We start from the raw sequence: 16950 nt of genomic DNA on the forward strand, positions 1-16950 counted from the left end.
ACGGGCCGTCGTGCAAGCCTGCGGTGTCTGATGCCGCAGCGCGCTGTGGTGCTGACCTGCCAGGGGTGCGAGCAGGCCACGGTCGTCATCGAAGAAACGGTCGACATCACTGGGGGACACACATCAGGGTGACGACGAAGCCGTTGCACTGGTGGCCCACACCCGGCAGTAACTCTGGTCCTCGCACCATGGTGAGAAGAGCAGGCCTCGTGGAACAGGTCGGGGGAGCGTGCGGTCTGCGGAGATCGAATAGCATCGTGAATCGGATCGACGAGAGACTGGGAGATTCAGCGATGAGGCCGCTGCCGGATTACGCCGCTCGCGATGATTTCGACGCCGTCATCGTCAGAACCGACTACGCGGATGACTCCGTGTGGCAGGAGGTGGTCAGGCTGCGGAGGATTTCTTAGCGTCTGCCCACGACGACCCGTGCCGGTTCTGGATCAAACTCGAAGTGACGAAGAACTATGCCGCGTAACGCGCCCGACTGACTGCATTCGTCAATTACGAACGCGGGTTAATCGTCCGATAAGAGCAATCGCCTCGACACGATTGGCCGCCCCGAACTTCTGCAGGACCGCACGGACATGGTGCTTCACTGTTGCGATTGACAGGACCAAGGAGTCCGAAATCTCCTTATTGCTCAAGCCTTTCGTCATCAGTTCCAGAATCTCGATCTGGCGTGGCGTAAAAATATCTTCAAAATTTACATTCTGTGGCGATTGTCCGATGGTCTGAAATGGCAGTGATCGACTGAACTCGACGTCATCGTTATTGCTCGCTAAGTCGATAAAACCCGCTGAGATATCTACGAGAGCTTCCGAAGCGGCTAGTGCTACCTGTTTCTGACGTTCCAAGACCTGTTCGAAATATATTCGTCGTCTCGCGATACCGGCAACCAGCGACATAGCTTGTTGAATCTGAATAGTGACACAGTCCGGTGTCGAGTCATGACCAACGTAGAGAAGGTCGACTTCCGCCGCTACATGTGGCGTCAGAGCCGAGACGGTAATCAGCTGGTGACCCGCCACGGAATAAAGTGGGTGTCCGGCGGGAAGTTGAACACACCCAGTTTGGTTGGCTACATCGAAATCGCCAGAAGTCGAGGACAGAATATTTAGGAGCGACCGATCTACGTCTCCGTCGTCCACCCCGAGCATAGTTACTTTATGGTCGGCGACACGGGCATGCCAAATCGTACGAGCGGACAGCCACTGCCTGCAGGAGGCAGCGATTCCGGTAATTAGTTCGTCCTCAGTAGAAACAGTTTCAAATGGTTCCGAACCGACCGATAGAAACTCATACCACCTCTGAAGTCCCTGTGCCGAGACAAGTGATTCCGAGGACGGGAACACCTGGCCGGGGCCCGTGGCTGGATCGGATGGAAAGCCGCCATCCTGGTTAGTCGGTCGCCGCCAGGTCGCTACGGCTGACCGCGAAGCAGTTGATTTAACCATCTGAGCGTTCTCGTAGTGCCGAATGGAAGCCTGCCACTGCGGCAGCGCGATTAGTCACGCGCATCTTTTTAAGTATTTGCCGAACATGCGTCCGGACGGTATGAATACTCACACACAACTCCGTTGCTATCGCCTGATTGGTCATTCCTTTGCTCAACTCCTGCAGAACCTGATACTCGCGTGCACTCAGGCGGGACATTGGAAGTGATTCGACTTGATTAAACTTTCTAGGGGCTGGACCGCTCTTATTCTGTTGAACCTCCGGCGAAACGAAACTTTGCCCGCCGCACGGCCGGAGCTCGTTCAGCATTAAAGAAACTCGATCGAAGTTTGTCTGTGTCCGCTTCTCTCGTCTGGAGGACAACGTGATGCTGTACATACCTGCAACAATCGATGCGTATCGATGGAGCCAGAGCATGTCGGTCTCGTTCGGAGGGCGAGCCTGAATCGCGCGATCGATGTGAAGAAACCCTGCAATACGTCCATCCACAAACAAAGGTGCTCCAGCATAGTCGGTGGCATTCGACAGTACGATCGGCGGCTTGTGAGTGTGGGGATCGGTAAGGGCATTCATCACGAGAAGCGGACGTCGGCGGCGCGCCATCTCTGCCTCCGGGAGACGACCCACCAGACGAATCACGGGGTTGTCTTTGAGATATTTATCCAACCGGATAGCGGTGATTTCCGATGGATCCTTTGCCCACATGGTGACCGGGATCCAGTGCGTGCCTTGGACTACCGAGAAAAGTACCTTCTGAAACCCGCAAATCTCTCCTATAATGCGAGGCACCTGCTCCAGGTATTCTCCTCGACGAAGATCTTGAAATTCAAGAACGGCCGCTTCCATCTCGTTTATCACGCGTGTGTTCGTTGCCCAGTCCTGCTGTAACGATCGCTCCCACTCAGATTCGAGAATACCAACATCGCTGCCAAAGGCAGGCGGCATTGTCTGGTGCCGAGGACTGGCGAGTTGGTCGATGGTCTTCCTGTAAGCGCGGAGATCCCGAGACCCAATCGCGGCACCGTTCTCAGAGGCTTCCGTACGAGCAGCGCGAATCCGCTCAGTTAGAGCCTTAACGCGCTCCTTGTGATCATCGCGGTCGTAGTGCATCGAGTGAAAATCTGGCATTGGAACTCACATTGTCGCAGGGCCGTTGTACGAAAGGAATCCCAGGCGCCATGGAGGGGTATCCAGCCCGAATCCTGATGTACAACAGTCCACTGTAGCTGGTCAGCGACGTCGTGTCAGCAACTCAATGGTATCGTGGTCTTGGACTTGTACGGTCGCTCGCTCGACCCATATGCGCCACATCTCGTCTCCTCGAGGTGTCCGTTTCACCTGGTTTGCTGCGAAAATTCCTGATTGCAACGAATAGAGGCTGTTAACTCGATAGTCTTGCCAGCATTCTTCGAGGCTATATCCTTCGACCCCGTTCGAGACGAGAGCTTCGTGATATTCCTTTACGAGGCCCTCCTCGTGCTGGCGCCGTACCTCGGTTTCCAGGGACAGAGTAAGGAAATGGCTCATGTCGATTGTGCCGCTACCATATCCAAGTGTTTGCCAGTCTAATACGGTAACCAATCCATTCTGATTACCCGCGTCGAAGAGAAGGTTGTCGGCTCGGAAATCGGAATGCCATAGACAGACCGGACGTTGAAGTACATCAATCCATGCTCGAGATGCAGAGAGTGATTTCTCGGCCACCTGGAAGCACTCCTCGGATACCACGTCTCCGAAGTTGCTTCGGAACATGTTCGTTATGTCAGAGAAGTTCTCGGTAACCTGAACAAAAGCTGACCCAATGCTTTTGAGCCAGGGAACCTGCTGAAGCTTCTTGTTTCCCCAGCTGCCGGCGTGCAGCATTGCGGCCTGTCGGACGACGTTTGCTGCATCGTCTGGGGTGCATCCCGCATTCTGGTCGACCGAACGTGTTTCGCCGATGTCCTCCATGACGAGCATGAAGTCGCATTCATTAGCGTCCAGTGCGGCGAACAAGGCCACCGGGGCACTGAGATCAAGTCCGGGTCTAATGGTTTGGTAAAACTCGATCTCGGACTTGTAAAACCCGTTGGCTCGCGCAAACTCGCGGCTTGTGGGATCCTCGGAAGGGAACTTGGCGACAACTGTCTTTGGACCGCTGGATGGCCGGTCGTAAGAGATTGAAAACCGATAGCTGTCCGCGAGCTGCCCGGTTCCGCAGGCAGAGTATTCCAGGTGGGTGATTTTATCGCCGTTGATCAGTCTCGCTTCGCGTAGCGCCTGTTCGAGCCATTCTGTGGTGACTTCGTTGACTTTGTATGCCGGTCGCAAGTTCGTGTACATTGGTTTTCTTGTGTCCTTCGTTTACTGTTCGGGTGAGGCGTTCAATATGGGTACCTGACGTATTACTGTTCGCGTTCGCGGAGATGGCTGAGATAATCTTTTGGCCAGGCCCAGTCGGCAAACCCGCTGCCAGCATTTCCGTCGATCTCAGCCCGGACGACGACGTCAAGGAGAGTGGTTCTCGGGCTGACCGGAAATTCGAAGTACGCGTACGGATCGCAGGTCACAGAGGTAGATCGTCCGGCTTCATCGATGACGTCGACTCGGGTGGATGTCTGGAAGTTTTGAGCGTTGTATTCGACGTCCCACTTTGCCGATTCGACGGGGGACGTAATGCCCTCTTTATGTACGTAACCCATAGTGGTTCGTTCGCCGAGACCATAAATGTCCAGGATGTGCACTGCCGTGGTGTCGGTCGTGGTTTCGAACCATTTGTAGTGCTGAATTGATTCCCAGTCGCGTATCCCCCAGGAGTGATCGTGATGACCTGAGGTATCGACAGTGATTTCTCGACCAGCAAACTGGAGAGTCCCGCGATAGGTTCCGGATTGCTCCAGGCGGTCGGTCGCGAAGAATGGTGGGCAGCCAAGCGGATGGCTCGAATACAGGTACGCGTCGTGGAACGGCGTAAACTCGAGGTCGGCCTGGAAGCTGTCGCCGGCAAATTTGACGGAGGTAACCAGCTGGTCTGGGGAATGATTAATCGTCAGGTCGAAAGCTTGCCACGCATCGAAGTCGGCATTTGGATCCACACTTGCGCCGTCGCGGTGTTCAAATATCGCACTTCCGTCAGAGTTTCCGCCGTAGACCCAGGCTGCGTACCCCGTCTTGTGGTCGCTGGTGACCCAGGTGTAGAAGGCGAGGCCGATACGTTCCGCCGGTAACTGGAACAGGAAAAGCAGAGATTCGCGGCCCAAGGGATCGTCTCCGAGGTTATGGCGACGATAGTCGGGATGTGCGGTGAGGGTGGAAGTCATCTAGTTGTTCCTTTCGGTCTCGGTTTCCATGAGTCGGGTTCACGTGACTCGGTATTTGCGTCACCGATCGGTTTGCGGCCCGGGTGTGCTGGGACCGAACCACTGGTTGTTTTGTGGTGAGGTGAAATGTATTGCGGACCATTTCCTTGTGGGAGTGATCTGCTCGTCAGCCCCATTGGTGGCCAGCTCCGGGAGTTGTCGGAGTGATCGTCGGTCGGCCTATTGTGACGGGAGTGGTTGGGGCGCCCGCCTGAACTCATACTCCGCTGACGTGTCGAGGATCACATCGACCCTTAGGGTGATTCTCGTCGCCCTCCCGGTGGGGCGCTGCTTGCGGTTGGTGGGAATCAGTTGCTGCCGGTTGGGTATGCCTATCCGCCTGCTGAGCGGGAGCCGGTAGCGGTGCTCGGCACGTTTGCGGGCGTAGTAGGCATGGCTGGCGGAGTCGTGAAGGGCGGCGAACGCGGAGGCGAAGAATGCTCTCTCGAGTCGGCGCGCGCCAGCGGATTTCGTGTCAGCGTAGGCGTGCGCCGCACTCTCCTGCGTGCAGCCTGAACCGAGCTGTGGTATGGGCGGTTTGCGCCCTGCTGCAACCGTTGGCAGTACACCAGCCTGGACCGTGCGGGGTTCTGGGCATGGGCGAGCACCATCCGCGCTGTCAGTTGGCCACAGCGACCGGAACCCATCCAATGGGGCAGGTCAACACTGCCCGATGATCGGCCCGATCGTGTGCTTCTCGGCCTCGTTCCGATCGACCAGTAAACCGACCACGATCCGCGGGTCGACACGGCGTTCTTCGGAGTAGCCGACCTTGCGCAGCCCGTCTTCGGTCTCGGCCTCGAAGTACAAGGTGGTGACGTCGTAGATCACCAATGCGAGCCCACCGGTGCTCGCGGCGTAGGCGAAACATGCCGCTGCTATCCGGTCGCGGTAATCGCCCGTGGCGCAACGGTTCAGCGCGTTGGCGTAGGTGTTGCGGTGCGTCGGTGACATCCCGAGCTCACCGGCGACGTCGCGGCCGTAGCGACGCTGCGCGACGGGGACCGTCGACCCGCGGCCGTCGGCTACACCGGCTGGTCCTGCGGGGACACCGCTCGCGGCTCCCCATCGCCGATCGACCAGCCCGCCCGCTCGGTGGCGACCGGGCGGGTGGAGCGGAAGCCGTCGATCAGGCGATGCCGGCGCAGGCCGATCTCCATCGGGAGCTCGACGCGCAGCTCCCGCCAGATCGCGTGGCGGTCCGCACCCGGCGCCCGCAGTGCCCGGACCAGTCCGCGGGTCAGCCGTGCCGGGTTGATGACAGCCTCGACCGGGCGCGCACGGTTGAAGGTGTCCGACAGGTTCGGTCGGTCGTCCCCGGCGAAGGTCCGGAGCACCTCGCGGACCAATGGACTGGTCGGGCCGGGGCGGCTCTCCCGGTTGCCCCAGTGGTACGTGGAGATGGTGTCCGCGTCGCGAGCCGCCTCCCACGCCAGCAGGGCTGCGTCCAACTCGACCGGATCGTGCAGACTCGCGGCCGCGGCCTCGCCGAGCAGCCGGCCGAACTTCATTGCGTCGCGCATGCCGTTGCCGGTCACCGGGTCCTTGAAATGGCCCGCGTCGCCCGCCAGTGCCCACCCTGGGCCCGAGGAGCGCCGGTAGTAGGACGACAGGTCCGTGGTGCTGCGCAGACTACTGAGGTTCGTCGCCCCGTCGATCCGTGCCTTCAACGCGGGATTGCGGTCGATCATGCGGGCCCATTCGCCCTCGACGCCCCGGCGGTACGCCGGGACCGCCTCCGCGGCGGTCATGTTCACCACCAGGGTCCGGCCCACGGGGCAGGACGGCAGGACCAGGACCTGGTCCCCCTCCGCCCGAAAGATCTGCAGCGCATCCGGCGCGTCGGGGCCCAGCGGGTCGTCGAGGTAGCGGAACACGAACCCGCGGCCGTTGCGGGACGCACGGTACGGCGTCCATGCGCCGACCGCCGCGGCCATCCGGGACCGCCTGCCGTCGGCGCCGACGATCAGGGACGCGCGGACCTCGTACTGCCCGTCTCGGTCACGGCAGCGCACGCCCACGACGCGGCCGTCCTCACGCAGGACGTCCTCGACGTGGGTCCGCTCCCGCACCTCGGCACCGGCCGCGCGGGCGGCCTCCACCAGAACCGCATCCTGCTGGTCACGCGGCACACAGATCGCGTAGTCGATGCCGCTGAACCGGCGGAACCGCTCGCGGACCTCCAGGTCCCCGTCCTGCAAGGTGAGATAGTGGCTGCGCGCGGGATTCAGCTTCAGGATGCCCGGCAACGCCCCCATGAAGGCCAGCTCCTGGACGCCGTTCGGGACCAGAACGTGGGTCGACATCGTGTCCGACGGGAACCGGGCCTTGTCCACCACGACGACGCGGTGCCCGGCCCTGGCAAGGGGGACGGCCGCCGCGGAGCCGGCGCAGCGCGCGCCGACGATGACGACGTCCACAGTCTCGGTACGCATCACGGCCCCCTCAGCCGAGCCCGATCGCCCGCAGCAGGGCGATGGAGTCGTAGAAGGCCTGGACCGACACCGCGCGTCCCTCGGAGTCGACCTCCCACACGTCGGCCCCATCGAGGACGAAGGAGCCGCCCGTGCCCGGCACACCGGGTGGGAACTCCCCGAGGTGCGTCCCGGTCATCCGCCACGCGGAGGCGACGCGTCCGGCCTTCGCGTCGACCAAGGGTGCACCCACGGCCTCGAACCGTAGATCCGGGAATCCCTGCCACGCACCCGCGAAGAAGGCGGCAGCCCCGTCGGCGTCGGTGAGGGGCTCGGGGAGAAGGGGGTCGACCCAGGAGACCTTCGGGTGCACGACCCGCAGGGCGGTCGCGATGTCCCGCTGATTCCACGCGTCGAGATAGCGCTGTGGATAGGCCGTGAGCGTATCGCTCGAAACGGTCGTCGTCATGGTGGTCCTTACTCGTCGGTGAGAGGTGGCAGCTGCCCGCCGGGGGCGGGAGGGCGCTCCGGAGACCATTCTCACAGGCCACCGGAGGCGCGCGCCTCGTCCCAATGGAGGGGGTTTCTCGCTGATCGGGAGGAAGTTCCTTGGCCGCGCCGCGGCTGGCCTGGTGGGCTGACGCTATGACCAACACCACCTCCCCCCTCGGCGACGCCGCCGGTGCGGGCGTGCTGCCGACACCAGCCGATGTCGGCCTCGCGGGCCTGCTGGAACGCCGGGCCCGGATCTCCGGCGAGCGGCCCGCCGTCACCTTCCGTGGCCGGACGGCCACCTTCGCCGACGTCCATGACCGAGTGCGAAGGCTGGCCCGGGTCCTCGCCGACGGCGGGGTGGGCAAGGGCGACCGGGTCGCCTACCTCGGCCTCAACCATCCCGCGATCCTCGACGCGCTGTTCGCAACGGCCGACCTCGGCGCGGTCCTCGTGCCGCTCAACTTTCGGTTCGCGGGCCCCGAGCTGACGTACGCGATCGACCACTCCCGGGTTCACACCGTGCTCGCCGACACCGCGCACACCGCTGTGATCGACGAGCTGCGCGCCGCGATCCCCGTGCGCCGCTTCCTTCGGATCGGGGCAGGTGACCCCGTCGCCGACTGGGAGGAGGCCGACGAGCTCGTCGCGGCCACTCCCCCGTTGGAGGAGCGCGTCCCTGTCGAACAGACCGACCCGGCCCTGATCATGTACACATCGGGGACGACCGGCCGTTCTAAGGGTGTCGTACTCACCCACGGCAACCTGTGGTGGCACAACATCGGCGTCATCCTGGCCCTGGACATCGCTTCCGACGACGTCTCCCTCGTCTGTGCTCCGATGTTCCATATCGGCGCGCTCAACGTGACCACCCTCGCGACCTGGATCAAGGGCGGACGACTCGTTATCCACGAGTCCTTCGACCCGGCCGCGGTGCTGGGCGATCTGGAGGCTGAGGGCGTGACGACGATGTTCGGCGTCCCGATGATGTGCGAGACCGTGTCCGCCCTGCCCGGGTTCGCCGACGCCGACCTGTCGACCCTGCGGCTGATCATCACCGGCGGCGCGCCCGTGCCCATCGGGCTGCTCCGCCGTTTCCAGGCCCGCGGGGTCGACCTGGCCCAGGGCTACGGGCTGACCGAGGCCGCACCGGTCGCGGCGTTCCTTACGGCCGAGCACGCCGAGCGGAAGCTGGGCTCGGCTGGACGTGCCGTGCTGCTGTGCGACCTGCGGATCGTCGACGCGGCAGGCACCCCGGTGGCCCCCGGGACCACAGGCGAGATCGAGGTCCGCGGGCCCACGGTCACGCCCGGGTACTTGGACGCCCCCGAGACCACCGCCCTGGCCTTCGACGGGGAGTGGCTGCGCACGGGCGACGGCGGCCACCTCGACGAGGAGGGCTTCCTGTTCGTCGCTGACCGGATCAAGGACATGATCATTACCGGTGGGGAGAACGTCTACCCCGCCGAGGTCGAGGAGGCCCTGTTCGACCATCCCGCCGTCGCCGAGGTCGCCGTGATCGGCACGCCCGACGAGAGGTGGGGCGAAGGGGTCTGCGCCGTCGTCGTGCCCCGGCCCGGCGCCTCGGTCGGCCTGGAGGAGCTCCGGTCGCACGCCGCTGAGCGGATCGGGCGCTACAAGCTACCGCGCCGGCTGGAGCTGCTGGACCGCCTGCCCCGCAACGCGGCGGGCAAGGTCCTCAAGACCGAGCTGCGCCGCCGCTACAACACGTTGTCGTAGCGGCGCGGTGCAACGGAGCGGCTCAGCCGCGCGATCGCCTCGGCCCGGTTGACAGCCCCGCCCGCCCGCAGGATCGCCCGCACGTGACTTTTCACCGTCGACACGGACACGACGAGCCGATCCGCGATCTCCGCGTTCGATAGGCCGGTGAGCAGCAACGCGAGCACCTCCCGTTGCCGGGCCGTGAGCTGGTCGCGCACAGGGCCAGGATCGACGCGAGGCGGCGGACCGGCCAGCTCCAGGGCAGAGTCCACGTGCCCGGTGAGCCTGGACGCCAGCCGTTCCAGTGCGCGTTCGATATCCTCCGCGCGCTGCCAGACCTCGGTGAGCGCGATCATGGAGGCGAGGGCGGCGGAGAAGGTGTCGAGGAGGTCCGGGGCGGGCGGCCGCCCCTCCGTGCCGCCGATCACCCGCAGCTCCCCATAGACCCGGCCACCTGCGGTGAGCGTGCGGCGGACACCGAGGCCCAGGTCGTCGAGGAGCGCCGACGGGCCGGCCCGGCTCCACATCCGCGGAACCACGCTCGGCTGCCCCACCGACGCCTCGGCGGTAGGCACGTCGAGGGCCAATACCTCGGCGGCGAGCGCCCCGGATCCCGCGACCGCGGCCGGCGCCGCGCACCGGGCCAGATCCTCCGCGGAGCGGCAGTCCCGCAGCACCGTTAGGGCGTCGTCGAGCCGCGCCCACCGGTCGGCCCCGGTCACCAGGGCCGGCCCGTGGCGCAGTACTGCGCCACCGCGGCACTGCGCGAGGTCACGCCGAGCTTGCGCAGGACGCTGCGCACATGCGTCTTCACTGTGTCCTCCGACAGGTGCAGTCGGTGGGCGACCATCCGGTTCGTGGCCCCCTCCGCGAGCAGTCCGAGCACCTCGCGTTCACGGGCGGTGAGCGGGGTGTCGGCGTGCCCCGGCGCGCTCGGCTCGAGCCGAGCGGCGTCCGGGGGCGGTGGCGCCGCGAGCCCCCACAGCACGTCGGCGGCCCGCCGCATCTCGTCGGCAGCCCAGCGGGTCCGCTCGGCAACACGCTCGGACCACCAGATGCGCTGGTAGAGGACGGCGAACTCGCTGGCGAACGCCCGCATGAGCAGCCGGTCCTCCTCGTCGACGATCCGAGCCTGTCCGATCCGGTCCGCGTGCAGAAAGCCGATGGTGCGGCCCTCCGCGACCACCGGCGCCGCCACATAGGCTGCGCTGCGGGCGACCTCGATGATCGGGCGGAACGCCCGCCGCTCGAGCAACCCGGGCGGCACCAGCACGGCGGTGCGCCGCCGGACCATCTCGGTCTCGGCGAGCATGGTGACGAGCGGGATCTCCGCACCGCTCGTCACATAGGAACGGAACGCCGCGGCCGCCGGGTCGAGGTCCTCACGCGTGTGCAGGCACAGCGGCACCCAGCGCGACCCTCGGACCGCCGACACCATTGCCCGGGTGAAGCCGCACGCGGCGGCGAGCTCGGCGGGCGCTCGCGACTGCAGTTCGGCGGTCGACCCGGCGGTGTCGAGTCGGCGTAGCGCGACCGTGAGCGCGGCCCGGGCGGCCGTGTGCTGCTCCGGACCGGGCTCCGGCCACGCCGCCGATGACCCGGCAGCCCCCGTCATCACTCCGGTCATCTCCACCTGCCTCATTGCTGGTGCCGATCGCCTGCCGAGGGTCTCTGCCGAGGCCCGCCGGTCCCGAAGCGCCGCCGAGCCGGGTTCACTAGTCAGTTGAACACTATAAACATCAGACCAATCGCGCGTTATAAATATCAGACCATGCAGATACGGCCGAAGGCAAGCCCTACCAACGAGTTCCCGGACGACCCGGTGGTGAGCCGACCGTTCGCGCTGGCCAACTGGTGATGTTCCAGTGAGCTGCAGGTGGAATGCGTGCTGACAACCGGCTCGGCTACGCATGCCGGAAACGCTCGCCCCAATTTCGGACCTGCCTGACCAGCTCTGGGGGTTCCAGGATTCGGAAATCGGCGTTGATCATGCCGAGGGCCATCGTGGGCCAGTCCAGTGAATCGGCGGTCATCGAGACCTGGCAGTGGGTCGGATCGAGTTCCTGGATTGTGCTCCAGCGACCTATCCGTTCGCGAATCGTGTCCGCGGGGGCGTCGACCAGGACCTCGATGAGGTAGGGCTTGGGCAGGTTGTCCAAGCCGGATCGGACGAACTCGGCGGCATCGGAGGCTGGGAGATCGCGGGGGCGGAAATGGGTACCGTCGCCTGCGAGGTCGGTGATTCGATCTACCCGGAAACTGCGCCAATCGTGGCGGACGAGATCGTAGGCCACGAAGTACCAGCGGCGGCCCAATGAGACCAGGCGGTGTGGCTCGACGTGCCGCTCGGTTCGGCGGCTGTCGGCTGCCGTATAGGTGAAACGTAGACGCTCGGTGTCACGGCAGGCCAGGGCGATCGTGGTGAGCACTGTGGTGTCGACGGCGGGGCTTGGTTGGCCGGGCCAGCTGCCTGCCAGGGTCATCGCCCTGAGGGCCTCCACTCGGCGTCGTAGCCGCAGTGGCATCACCTGCACGAGTTTGGCCAGCGCCCGCACCGATGATTCCGCCACGTCGGCCGCGGTCATACCGGTGGCGGCCTGGAGGCCGATCACCAGCGCGACCGCCTCTTCGTCGTCGACCATCAACGGCGGGAGTGCCGCGCCCACGGCGAGCTGGTAGCCGCCGTCGACTCCGCGGCGCGCATCCACCGGGTATCCCAGAGCACGCAGGCGATCGACATCCCGGCGGAGGGTTCGCGCCGAAACGTCGAGCCGCTCGGCCAGTTCGACGCCGGGCCAGTACTTGTGGGTTTGCAACAGGGACAGCAGGCGCAACGTCCGCGTGCTCGTATTCGCCATATTTTCGATTGTCGTTCTATTCAGGTCAAAAAGTGACCGCTATGGGACATAGCGTGGTTCTTGAACCAAACGAAACACCCCTCGATGGAAGGTGCACACCATGGCCGAGATCTCCACCCTCAGCGACCCGATGACCAGCCTCTCCGGCGAACGCGCCGACCTGCTCGTGGAGCTCGCGGGGGCCCGGCACTTCCTGCGTTTCACCACGCGCGATCTGTCGGACGCGCAACTCGCGGCGCGCCCGACTCCCAGCGAGTTGTGCCTGGGTGGGTTGATCAAGCACGTGACCTCGGTCGAGCGGGGGTGGACGGACCTCATCCTGGGAGGCAAGTCGATGAAGGACTTCGACGACATGACCGAGGAGGATTTCGCCCGCCGCGTCGACGAGTTCCGGATGCTGCCGGATGACACCCTGGCCGGAATACTGGCCGCTTACGACGAGGTGGCCCACCGGACCGACGGCATGGTCGCCACCCTCCCCGATCTGGACGCCACCTGCGAGCTGCCCGCGGCACCGTGGTTCCGCGACACCCACTGGTCGATCCGGCGAGTGCTGATGCACATCAGCGCCGAGACCGCCCAGCACGCCGGCCACGCCGACATCATCCGTGAGGCCATCGACGGGGCCAAGTCGATGGGCTGAAGTGCTTCGCGCAGTGTCGTTTTCGCGTTCAGTGCCGGGCGAGCACCCGTCGGCCGTCCCGCGTGTGCACGTACACCTCCGGCTCGCTGTCGCGGTGTGCTCGGGCGATCGCGAAGGCTAGTCCGTCGTCGCCTTCCATGATGATGACGAACCGAGCATCCTCGCTGTCCATCACGACGGCGGCGATGTTGTCTCGGGTCCGGATGGCGGTGGGGGTGAAGCATGCTGTCGCTGTTGCCGTCGTCGCGATCACCCGAGTAGTAGATCTTCGCGTCTCTCCCTGGCTGTGCCGCTGACACGGTCAGAGGAATTCGTGCAAGTCGATGGCGGTACACCGTGCTTCAGGTCTCCAAGAGTTCGCGAAGTATGAGTTCGGTTTTGGGAGTGAGGAGATGGGGTGGGTAGTACTGGGTGACGCAGTCGAGTGCTTCGTCCACGGAACGAAAGCCGGAGAGCCGGTAGAGATATTGCAGGTCTTCGGCGTCACGCTCGATGCGGGCGGCGGCAGCTTTCATGGCGAACAAGTAGGGAGGTGAGGCGACTCGGACACTGATGCCAGGGTGCTCGAATAGGGTGGTGGCGTTCGGATCGGTGCCGGGGAGGAATCCCTTGACGGCATCGTTGAGCCAGTCGGTTGCGAGACCGTGTGTGCGGGCGATGTTTTCGGCTGCCGCGTAGATGACTTGCTTGGGTTCGAAGACGGCATCGAGATCGCGGGTTGCGCGGCGAGTGCTGTATGCCAAAGCCATAGACTCGCTGCCGGCGAGAAAAAGGTCGGCGTGCTCGCCTTCTGCTGCTAATGCGTTACCGAGTTCAGTCAGCAGGGCGATTATGGCATCGCGGTCGAGTAGGCCGCTCATACGCTCACCAGGGACGATTGGTCGAGGAATACGCCACGACTGGACAGTTCCGGAGGTGCGGAGGTGAATGCGGCGACGGCCAAACCCGGCGCGGGTCGACCGAGGATATCTTCGATGACGAACCAGAACCGTTGGAGAAAGCGGCCGGGAGCAGTTGCCCATCCGGGGACCAGCAGGTTGGAGCGACGGCTTACGTACTCGGCGATGCCGGCCAAGAGTGCGTCCCAGCGACGATCACCGACAGTGTCAGGTTCGGTCATGATCGCATGCCGGACGGCCTGGTTGTCGAGTATTGCGATGTCGTCGAGGAATTGGACAACCTGTCGTAGTGCTTCGCTGGGGCCAGCGTTGGTGAGTGAAGTACGTACCTCGATGGCGGTGCGCTCCAACGATGGGTCATTGGCGGCAGTCTGCGTGTTCAGCTGGAGACCAACGACTTCGGAGTAACGAGCGATACTGCTCAAACGAGGATCTGCGGTCCCTGATTCGAGCCGGGCGATGGCAGATTGCGTCGTGCCGAGGCTCGCGGCGACATCAGCCTGAGACATGCCTCGCCATAACCGAGACTCGCGCAGGTTGGTCACCAGGTCGGGAGAATCGGAAGCCACATATCTATCATGGTGTATTCACTATTTCGAGGAACTGTCATTACGTGGATGCTGTGCGGACTCCTGGACGACCACAAGGGTAGTTCGGAGGCGCCGGGCAGGTGCGACGTCTTGGATCGAACCGGCTCGTACCAGTGCGGGATTGGGCTGGGATTCGTTGTATGAGTCCACGCAGAGCGATCTCTCTGTCGGGCCAACTTTGCTGCGGCTGCAACGCATCTGGTGGTTCTGCATTTGGATGGTTCGGTGCGTGTACGGCGTGGGGCGGCGGACTCGCTCCCGGAGGGTGCACAGGAATAACGCTCAGACCTTCCGGGACGGGTTGCGGCTCGCCCAGGCTTGGTGCTGGCGGCCCAGTTCGGTGGCCGGCTCGTCGCCGTAGAGCCATTCGCGGGAGATTCGGTGCCAGTTCGCGGTGGCGCGTAGTTGGCCGAGGGTGGCGCAGGTCCACAGGTCGACTCTGCGGGAGAACAGGTGTTCCGGCGGCATGTTCTGGTGACGCATTTCGGTGAACTCTTTGACTCGTGGATCGATGATCTGGAGGAAGGCGTCGCAGGCCAGTTCGGGAGTGATCGGCAGGTCGTCGTCGACCAGGCACCATTCTGTCGCGGACAGCAGGTAGGTGTAGCAGTCCTCGGCAGTCACGGTGGATTGGTCCTGGATGACGCCGCGGTTCACCATCAACTGGTAGAGGTCGTCGTATCGGTCCTCGGCGGCGGCGCGTAGACAGGTGGCCTCGAAATCTATGTGCGCCTTGTCCATTCGCTTGTACATGCCGAAATCCACGAATACCACCCGGCCGTCGGGGGCCAGTAGCACATTGCCCGGATGCGGGTCGCCGCAGAATTCGGTGAGCCGGAACATCGAGCCGACGTAGAAGCGGTAGATGATCTCGCCGATGCGGTCGCGGTCGGCTTCCGGAAGCGTGCGTATCGAGTCGAAGCTGATGCCGGGCGAGTATTCGGTCACCAGCACACGGCGGCTGCTGTGCTCCGGAAACGCTTGCGGCACAGTGATGAACGGGTGGTCGGCAAAGATGTTGGCGACGTGGCGCTGGGTCTGCGCCTCGGCGGTGTAGTCGATTTCCCCCTCGAACTGCATGCGAAGTTCGTTGAGCACCCCGGGGGTGAAACCCGGGAGCGCCTGATGCAACATCATCCGCAGCATGCCGAGGTTTCGCAGATCCGCGCGTACGGCCGCGTCGATCCCGGGGTACTGCACCTTGACCGCCACTTCGGTGCCGTCGTGCAGCCTGCCCCAGTAGACCTGTCCGATCGATGCCGCGGCGACGGGTTCCGGATCGAACTCGGCGAACAACGTCCCCAGCGGTGCGTCGAGATCCTCCTCGATGACCTGGCGCATCGCGTCGAACTCGACCGCGGGCGCCTGGTCGAACAGCGCCGACAGCGTGCGCTGAAACGACTCGCGGCGAGAAGGGGGCACGAGATCCATGTCGAACAGCGACAGCAACTGCCCCAGTTTCATCACCAGACCCTTCATCTCGCCGAGCACCTGGACCAGCTGTTCGGCCATTTCCAGGGCCGACTCGTCGGCGAGGCGCGCGCGCACCTGTTCGGACCGGCCGATCATGGACAGTCGGGTACGGCGTTTGCGGACGGCCTGGGCGGCGGCCACGATTCCCACCTTCGACCCGCGGGCCAGTCGTGACGTCGGAACCTGTTTCGCCATATGCGGCGCTCCCCTCGAGCCCTGATTCGTCCGGGCGATGCTACCTCGTTCGCATCGAAAATACCGGCCGCCCTTCGATATTGGAACGATAGAACCGGAATTCTCGAGGTGTACGGTCACGTTGTGCACCTGGAACTGATCGCCATCGTAGTGGCGGAGTACGACCCCGCGATCGACTTCTTCGTCCGGGTCCTCGGTTTCGAGCTGATCGAGGATTCGCCCGCCTTGACGACGAACGACGGCCGGCCGAAGCGATGGGTCGTCGTACGACCACCGGGCGCGACCACCGGCATCCTGCTCGCCCGAGCCGACGGTGACCGGCAACTTCGCGCGGTGGGCGATCAGGTCGCCGGTCGCGTCGGATTCTTCCTCCGGGTAGACGATTTCGACGCGGAGTACCATCGAATGGCAAGTGCGGGTGTGGAATTCGTCGGCGAACCCCGCACCGAGCCATATGGGCGAGTCGTGGTCTTCCTCGACATCGCCGGTAACAGATGGGATCTCCTCGGACCGGCGTGAGCCGGATCAGGAACGAACCGCCCTCCCTCGCTGATCGGACCGTGCGCATCGACGGCTTGATCCACTAGTCGCGCTGGTTCATCCGAGTCGGACAGGTCGCCATCGCGCAGTGCGAATACGGAAATAGTCTGTGCACGTGCATATTTCGCGATATTTACGCCGTTGGCGGCTGTCGCGTCGGGATAGCGGCGGGCGCGGTCGTCTTCGTTCATGGCCGCGCCGATTCCTCCTGGTCTGCTGACGCCGGTGATCAGGATGCGGTGTTCCGCGATCTTCGCGACATGATCGCGCGAGGTAAGGAGTTGACGCCCCAGCGGCAGGTCGAGACGATGCGCCACTACGCCACCGA

At 63.9% G+C, this 16950-nt stretch carries 16 protein-coding genes and 1 pseudogene; 3 read left to right on the forward strand and 14 right to left on the reverse strand.

The features are described 5' to 3' along the window. Positions 1 to 500: 500 nt before the first annotated feature. From JZ791_RS46380 to JZ791_RS02455, 7 genes and pseudogenes are all read right to left on the reverse strand, one after another. Positions 501 to 1151, reverse strand: a complete 651-nt coding sequence (locus tag JZ791_RS46380) for a helix-turn-helix transcriptional regulator (RefSeq protein ID WP_216892448.1) — start codon at positions 1149 to 1151, stop codon at positions 501 to 503. A gap of 298 nt (positions 1152 to 1449) precedes the next feature. Next, positions 1450 to 2568, reverse strand: a complete 1119-nt coding sequence (locus JZ791_RS02430; RefSeq protein WP_216892449.1) for a LuxR C-terminal-related transcriptional regulator — start codon at positions 2566 to 2568, stop codon at positions 1450 to 1452. A 120-nt stretch (positions 2569 to 2688) separates the two neighbouring features. Further along, a complete protein-coding gene (locus JZ791_RS02435; protein WP_216892450.1) occupies positions 2689 to 3780 on the reverse strand; it encodes an oxidoreductase family protein in 1092 nt (363 codons plus the stop codon). A gap of 62 nt (positions 3781 to 3842) precedes the next feature. Then, the gene (locus JZ791_RS02440) at positions 3843 to 4757 is read right to left on the reverse strand and encodes a DUF7064 domain-containing protein (RefSeq protein ID WP_216892451.1); all 915 of its coding nucleotides are present in this window, start codon (positions 4755 to 4757) and stop codon (positions 3843 to 3845) included. Positions 4758 to 5462: 705 nt separating this feature from the next. Continuing rightward, positions 5463 to 5768, reverse strand: a pseudogene (locus JZ791_RS47140) (IS1634 family transposase); the annotation flags it as partial. Positions 5769 to 5821: 53 nt separating this feature from the next. Then, positions 5822 to 7231 (reverse strand): NAD(P)/FAD-dependent oxidoreductase, encoded by a 1410-nt coding sequence (locus tag JZ791_RS02450; RefSeq protein WP_216892452.1) that lies wholly within the window; start codon positions 7229 to 7231, stop codon positions 5822 to 5824. 10 nt (positions 7232 to 7241) lie between these two features. Beyond that, positions 7242 to 7679, reverse strand: coding sequence for an ester cyclase (locus JZ791_RS02455; protein ID WP_216892453.1), 438 nt, complete (start codon positions 7677 to 7679; stop codon positions 7242 to 7244). Positions 7680 to 7855: 176 nt separating this feature from the next. Between JZ791_RS02455 and JZ791_RS02460 the strand changes: the two genes are divergently transcribed. Then, a complete protein-coding gene (locus tag JZ791_RS02460; protein WP_216892454.1) occupies positions 7856 to 9442 on the forward strand; it encodes an acyl-CoA synthetase in 1587 nt (528 codons plus the stop codon). Here the strand turns inward: JZ791_RS02460 and JZ791_RS46385 are convergent. The 3 genes from JZ791_RS46385 to JZ791_RS02475 form a co-directional block, all read right to left on the reverse strand. After that, the gene (locus JZ791_RS46385) at positions 9424 to 10146 is read right to left on the reverse strand and encodes a LuxR family transcriptional regulator (RefSeq protein ID WP_308162726.1); all 723 of its coding nucleotides are present in this window, start codon (positions 10144 to 10146) and stop codon (positions 9424 to 9426) included. The genes JZ791_RS02460 and JZ791_RS46385 overlap by 19 nt on opposite strands. Next, the gene (locus JZ791_RS02470) at positions 10143 to 11051 is read right to left on the reverse strand and encodes a helix-turn-helix transcriptional regulator (protein ID WP_216892455.1); all 909 of its coding nucleotides are present in this window, start codon (positions 11049 to 11051) and stop codon (positions 10143 to 10145) included. Before JZ791_RS02470 ends, JZ791_RS46385 begins: the two co-directional genes overlap by 4 nt. Before the next feature lie 277 nt (positions 11052 to 11328). After that, positions 11329 to 12282, reverse strand: a complete 954-nt coding sequence (locus JZ791_RS02475) for a helix-turn-helix transcriptional regulator (RefSeq protein WP_216892456.1) — start codon at positions 12280 to 12282, stop codon at positions 11329 to 11331. Positions 12283 to 12382: 100 nt separating this feature from the next. On the opposite strand from JZ791_RS02475, the gene JZ791_RS02480 reads away from it, so the two are divergent. Beyond that, positions 12383 to 12925, forward strand: coding sequence for a DinB family protein (locus tag JZ791_RS02480; protein ID WP_216892457.1), 543 nt, complete (start codon positions 12383 to 12385; stop codon positions 12923 to 12925). 28 nt (positions 12926 to 12953) lie between these two features. Here JZ791_RS02480 and JZ791_RS02485 read toward each other — a convergent pair whose 3' ends face one another. The 4 genes from JZ791_RS02485 to JZ791_RS02500 form a co-directional block, all read right to left on the reverse strand. Then, on the reverse strand, positions 12954 to 13178 hold the full coding sequence (locus JZ791_RS02485) for a hypothetical protein (protein WP_216892458.1): 225 nt from the start codon (positions 13176 to 13178) through the stop codon (positions 12954 to 12956). A gap of 88 nt (positions 13179 to 13266) precedes the next feature. Next, on the reverse strand, positions 13267 to 13785 hold the full coding sequence (locus JZ791_RS02490; RefSeq protein ID WP_216892459.1) for a hypothetical protein: 519 nt from the start codon (positions 13783 to 13785) through the stop codon (positions 13267 to 13269). Beyond that, a complete protein-coding gene (locus tag JZ791_RS02495; RefSeq protein WP_216892460.1) occupies positions 13782 to 14393 on the reverse strand; it encodes a helix-turn-helix domain-containing protein in 612 nt (203 codons plus the stop codon). The genes JZ791_RS02490 and JZ791_RS02495 overlap by 4 nt, the downstream gene beginning before the upstream one ends. 303 nt (positions 14394 to 14696) lie before the next feature. Next, complete coding sequence (locus tag JZ791_RS02500; RefSeq protein WP_216892461.1) at positions 14697 to 16082, reverse strand: ABC1 kinase family protein; 1386 nt, start codon at positions 16080 to 16082, stop codon at positions 14697 to 14699. Between the two features lie 123 nt (positions 16083 to 16205). Between JZ791_RS02500 and JZ791_RS02505 the strand changes: the two genes are divergently transcribed. Further along, the gene (locus tag JZ791_RS02505) at positions 16206 to 16601 is read left to right on the forward strand and encodes a VOC family protein (RefSeq protein ID WP_308162728.1); all 396 of its coding nucleotides are present in this window, start codon (positions 16206 to 16208) and stop codon (positions 16599 to 16601) included. Positions 16602 to 16950: the final 349 nt, after the last annotated feature.

The organism is Nocardia alni (assembly GCF_019038435.1).
Classification (GTDB): domain Bacteria; phylum Actinomycetota; class Actinomycetes; order Mycobacteriales; family Mycobacteriaceae; genus Nocardia; species Nocardia alni.

Coding starts and splice junctions, on each gene's coding strand:
- JZ791_RS02455 (WP_216892453.1), bottom strand. CDS start 7,679: ATGACGACGACCGTTTCGAGCGATACGCTCACGGCCTATCCACAGCGC.
- JZ791_RS02435 (WP_216892450.1), bottom strand. CDS start 3,780: ATGTACACGAACTTGCGACCGGCATACAAAGTCAACGAAGTCACCACA.
- JZ791_RS02490 (WP_216892459.1), bottom strand. CDS start 13,785: ATGAGCGGCCTACTCGACCGCGATGCCATAATCGCCCTGCTGACTGAA.
- JZ791_RS02470 (WP_216892455.1), bottom strand. CDS start 11,051: ATGACCGGAGTGATGACGGGGGCTGCCGGGTCATCGGCGGCGTGGCCG.
- JZ791_RS02460 (WP_216892454.1), top strand. CDS start 7,856: ATGACCAACACCACCTCCCCCCTCGGCGACGCCGCCGGTGCGGGCGTG.
- JZ791_RS02480 (WP_216892457.1), top strand. CDS start 12,383: ATGGCCGAGATCTCCACCCTCAGCGACCCGATGACCAGCCTCTCCGGC.
- JZ791_RS02500 (WP_216892461.1), bottom strand. CDS start 16,082: ATGGCGAAACAGGTTCCGACGTCACGACTGGCCCGCGGGTCGAAGGTG.
- JZ791_RS02430 (WP_216892449.1), bottom strand. CDS start 2,568: ATGCACTACGACCGCGATGATCACAAGGAGCGCGTTAAGGCTCTAACT.
- JZ791_RS02440 (WP_216892451.1), bottom strand. CDS start 4,757: ATGACTTCCACCCTCACCGCACATCCCGACTATCGTCGCCATAACCTC.
- JZ791_RS02475 (WP_216892456.1), bottom strand. CDS start 12,282: ATGGCGAATACGAGCACGCGGACGTTGCGCCTGCTGTCCCTGTTGCAA.
- JZ791_RS02450 (WP_216892452.1), bottom strand. CDS start 7,231: ATGCGTACCGAGACTGTGGACGTCGTCATCGTCGGCGCGCGCTGCGCC.